The sequence below is a fragment of the Pseudomonas sp. GW704-F2 genome (genome assembly GCF_059423025.1).
Genome location: NZ_JBWKXO010000090.1, coordinates 1 through 4,569, shown reverse-complemented (window position 1 = coordinate 4,569; position 4,569 = coordinate 1). Strand labels below are relative to the sequence as shown.

Annotated in this window: 3 protein-coding genes; 1 reads left to right on the top strand and 2 read right to left on the bottom strand. The window is 64.5% G+C overall.

Annotated features, from left to right (window positions below):
• The coding region (locus tag AC07W0_RS30860; protein ID WP_102619018.1) for a DMT family transporter at nucleotides 1–869 on the bottom strand (869 nt) is incomplete at its 3' end.
• A gap of 138 nt (nucleotides 870–1,007) precedes the next feature.
• Between AC07W0_RS30860 and AC07W0_RS30855 the strand changes: the two genes are divergently transcribed.
• Nucleotides 1,008–1,883 carry a helix-turn-helix domain-containing protein gene (locus AC07W0_RS30855; protein WP_017849547.1) on the top strand — a complete coding sequence of 292 codons (876 nt, stop codon included), beginning with the start codon at nucleotides 1,008–1,010 and terminating at the stop codon, nucleotides 1,881–1,883.
• Here the strand turns inward: AC07W0_RS30855 and AC07W0_RS30850 are convergent.
• Nucleotides 1,880–4,387, bottom strand: coding sequence for a LuxR C-terminal-related transcriptional regulator (locus AC07W0_RS30850; protein WP_102651139.1), 2,508 nt, complete (start codon nucleotides 4,385–4,387; stop codon nucleotides 1,880–1,882). The genes AC07W0_RS30855 and AC07W0_RS30850 overlap by 4 nt on opposite strands.
• Nucleotides 4,388–4,569 lie beyond the last annotated feature (182 nt).

The following is a 4,569-nucleotide window of genomic DNA, read 5'->3' as shown; positions in this document are numbered from 1 at the left end:
ACCCTACCCCTACGAAACACCAACACATTCCCCACCATCACCAACACCAACCCCACCAACGCCGGCGCAGTCCACTGATACCCCTCAGCAAACGCCGACACATTCAGCGCCACCACCGGAAACAACACCGTGCAATACGCCGCCCGCTCAGGCCCCATCCGCCCGACCAACGTCAGATACGCCGTAAACCCAATCACCGACCCCGGAATCACCAAATACCCCAACGCCCCGACATACCGCGCACTCCAGTCCATCTCGAACGGAATACCGCGCACCACACAATAGGTCGCCAACATCACCGCACCATATGCCATGCCCCAGGCATTGGTAGTCAACGGCCGCAACCCCGCCTTCTGCTGCAGGCTCGAAAGCATATTGCCAGCCGAAAAACACATCGTCCCCAACAGCGCCAAACCCAGCCCGAGCAAGGTCTGCGGGCTCGCGGTGTGCCCCGCCAGCTCCGGCCAGAACAACAGGCCCAGGCCCAGCAAGCCAAGGCCGCCGCCCATCAACACATTGCGCGCGACCCGCTGGCCAAAAAACACCCGCGCATTCAGGGCATTCCACAGCGTCGCCGTAGAAAACACCACCGCCACCAGCCCGCTGGGAATCCACTGGCTGGCCGTGAGAAAACACATGAAGTTCACACAGAACAGGCACAACCCCTGGGCCAGGCAGATCAGATGCCCGCGCCGGTTCATCACCTGCAACTTGCGGCTGAGCAGCAACAGCACAAACAACACCAACGCCGCCAGGGCGAAGCGATAGACGATCGACACGGGAATCGCCACCACGCCCAGTTGCCACTTGAGGGCGATCCAGGTGGTGCCCCAGATCAGCACGGTGAGTAAATACAGGAAAAGGTTCATAACAGGCTCCACTGGTTGAGCCACAGTGTCGCCTTCAAGCCCTGGCCGGCGCTTGCAGATTCTTGCGCTTTTGTCGCACGGCGGGCTCACAGCGCCAGCGGCTCGGAGTAGGATGCAAGGCGTCGGAGAGTACACACCATGTCAACGCTGGAATCCCTGCAAGTCTTTCAAGCCCTCAACCGCTCGCCCCACGCTCGCCTCGAAGCCTGCGCCGAGCTCGGTGACGGCTTGTCTGCGGCGTTGTGGAGCAACCACCACGATTCCCAGGACTACCAGGCGCCCGGCCATCACACCTTGTCCTGCTACATCGGCGGCGGCACCGGCACGTTTCGTCGCGACCAGCCGGGCACCAAGGGCGGGCCCGACAAGTTGTGCATCCTGCCGGCCGAGCATCAGTCGGCCTGGGTGATCAACGGCGACATCCGCCTGGCCCATGTGTATTTCAGCCAGGCGCAATTCGCCCTGGGCTGCATCACCCTGCTCGACCGCGAACCGCGCGCGCTGCAATTGCAGGAAAGCACCTTCCTCGAAGACCCCAGCCAGGCGCGACGCTTTCACCAGTTGATCGCCCTCAACTGGCACGAGCCCGCCGAACGCCTGCTGACCAGCAGCCTGGCCCATGAAATGCTCAGCCACACCTTGCTCAGCCAAGTCGGCGCGCGCGACGGGCTGCGTTTGAAAGGCGGGCTGGCGGCGCATCAGCGGCGGTTGTTGGTGGACTACATCGACCAGCACCTGGATGACCCCATCAGCCTCGGGCAATTGGCCGGGATGTGTGCGCTATCGGAATATCATTTTGCGCGGATGTTCCGCCAAAGCTTCGGCCTGCCGCCCCATCAATACCTGCTGGCCCGGCGCCTGGCCCGCGCGCAGAACCTGCTGCGCAGCGGCAGCCTGCCCGTGGGTGACATCGCGTTGATGTGCGGCTTCTCCAGCGCCAGCCACTTCACCCATCGCTTTCGCCAGGCCATGGGCGCGACGCCCGGCGAATACCGTCAGGCGTTCTGCGCTTAAACCATCAAGCCCAACGTCTTGGCCTTGGCCACCGCCTGGGTGCGTCGCTCCACGCCGAGCTTGCTGTGGATACGCCGCGCGTGGGTCTTGACGGTGTGCAGCGAGATAAACAAGCGGTCGGCGATTTCCAGGTTGGAGTTGCCCAGGGCGATCAGTTGCAACACTTCCAGCTCGCGTTGGCTCAGCGGGTTGTCCGCCGTGCCGGTCGGCGAGGCCTGCGGTTCCAGGCCCAGCTCACTCAACAGCCCGGGCGAGCGTAAACGCAGCTCGCGGATCGCTTGCTGCACCTGGCAACGCCCTGCCAGTTCCAGGCCGTGTTGCAGTGAGCGACGCGCCACCGCCGGTTCGCCCAGTTGCCAGGCCACCTCCCCCAGCACCAGGTGCAATTCGGCCTCCAGGCACAGCATGCCGCGTTGGCGGGAAGCGTCCAGCAGCGCGTTGAGCCGCGCCAGCGGTTGATCGGCGACGCCCAGTTTGACCTCGGCCAACACCAGCAGGTATTCAAGACGCGGGATCAATTCCAGCGTGGCCGGCGGGGCCTGCTTGGCGTCGGGCCCTCGGAAATGGCGGAGCACCCGGCGCAGCGCTGCCACCGTCAATTCGGCGCGGCCCTGTTGCAACCAGAAGTGCCCGCTGACCAGCAGCAACACCGCGCGGTACACCGTGTCCGGCACCTGGCGCTGCTGCATCAGGCGCTCGGCCTCGCGCAACTGGATAAAGGCCTGGGCGTAATCACCGTGATTGGCCGCCAACAGCGCAAGGCCCAGATAGCCATACAACACGCGCTTGTCCTGGCTGTGCAGGCACATGTTCAAACCCGTCTCGAAGCACTCGGCAGCCAACGCGTCCTGCCCCTGGCGCAGGGCCAGATGCCCACGCCGCAAGGCGATACGTCCGACCAGCGGCCCAGCCTTCAGCCGCTGCTTGAGCAACATCGCCTGCACCTGTTCCAACAGGTTTTGCGCGCGGTACGGCGCGCCGCGCTGTTCGAGCAATTGCGCGTGATCCAGCTCCAGCAGGGCTTCGAGCAACAGCGAACCATGGGCCCGCGCCAGGCACAGCGCTTCGCGGTTCAGGGTCTGGGCCGCCTCCAGCTCACCGCGCAGCAAGGCTTGCTGGGTCAACCCCGACAGGCACATCAGACGTGATGTCCACGCACTGTCGGGCAACGCCTGCAAGGCCTCGAGGAAATGCTCGCGAGAACGTTGCGCATCACCCGCCAGATGCAGCAACCACCCCCACTGCGCCTGCCAGCGCGCCAACAACAGGCGTTGCTGCGGCGCCGACGGTTGCGGGGCGAAACGCGCCAGTTGGCCGATGCACAATGCGGCCTGCTCGAAGCGCCCGGCGAACAGCAACGCGGCCGTGACCAGCCCCACCAACTGCGCGGAACACAGCATCAGCTCGTCACCGTGTTGTTCATGCAGGCGCAACAACAGCACGGCATTCTGCTGGCGGAACAGGTCTTCGAAGCTGAAGTGCTGCAACAGGCTGACGGCCACTTCGTATTCTTCGGCCAGCAGCGCCTGCTCGAACGCGGCTTGCCAGTCGCCCTCGGCACTGAACCATTGGCAGGCCCGTCGGTGCCAGGAGCGTTTGGCCGGCCAGGGTTCATCCCGTATCAACTGCGCAAGCGGCGCGAAGACTTGCAGCCAGTCGGCGGCATCGTCCCAGGGCTGGATAAATGCGCCGAGCGCCTGCAAGTCCCGCAGGTACTGAGCGCCATCGCCAAAGCCGAACAGGTGCTCGCACAAGCCCGCATTGAAACGCGGCAAATGCGCCAACACCCGCCAGGCTTCCTCCAGTTCCGCCGGCAAGGTGCTGAACAGCTCGTGTTGCAGGTAGTCGAGCAAGGTCTTGTCGGGATGGCCGTCGCCGAGCAAGGCGATGCGAACCCCGGCGCACCAACCGGCGCTGAACCGCATCACGCGCTCGACGCTGTGACCCGGCGCCTCGCCGAGCAGAGCCTGGACTTCCTCGGCGCTGAAGATCAACTCGGCCGCGCTGCATTCCAGCAGCTCATCGTCGAGCAGCAGCCGCGGCCAGTTGCACGCAGGGCGCCGCCGCGCACCCAGCCACCAAGTCAGCGCCGGGTGACTGGCGCTGAGCAGGCGGTCGAGCAAGGCATCCAGTTCGGGCCCGGGCAGGCGGCTGAAATCATCGAGAAACAGCCACGCCGACGTCTGCCAGCGGCTCAGATCCTGCAGCAGCGTGGCTTCATCGGTAAACGCCAGGCCCAGGTTGTGCGCCAGGCGCCGGCACAAATCCAGCGGGCTTAGCGGCACGCCATTGAGCGGTAGCCAGTACACCTGACAACCCGCCGGTGCCTGCAAGGCGCACTCGGCGAGCAACGCGCTCTTGCCACTGCCGCCCGGGGCACAGAGCAACTTGACCCGCGCCTGCGCCGCCAACAACGGCTCGGCCAGGCGCGGGCGCAACAGATGATGGGCGGACAGCCGTGGCATGAATCCAGGACGGTCCAGGCAGCGTGTCATGGCGGTCATTGCTGCATCCTGCGTTTTTATTGTTATGCAACCTGACACCTACCCTAGCCCCGTGCTCGGCGATTCTTGAAGAAGTATTCAGCAGGGTGATTAATGACCATGCACAAAACCCAATGTGGGAGGGGGCTTGCCCCCGATGGCGGTGGATCAGTCAGCTCTCTGTAGCTGATCCACCGCTATCG

Excerpts from the sequence above, each read along its gene's own strand:
- AC07W0_RS30850 (WP_102651139.1), bottom strand. The coding sequence starts at position 4,387 with ATGACCGCCATGACACGCTGCCTGGACCGTCCTGGATTCATGCCACGG.
- AC07W0_RS30855 (WP_017849547.1), top strand. The coding sequence starts at position 1,008 with ATGTCAACGCTGGAATCCCTGCAAGTCTTTCAAGCCCTCAACCGCTCG.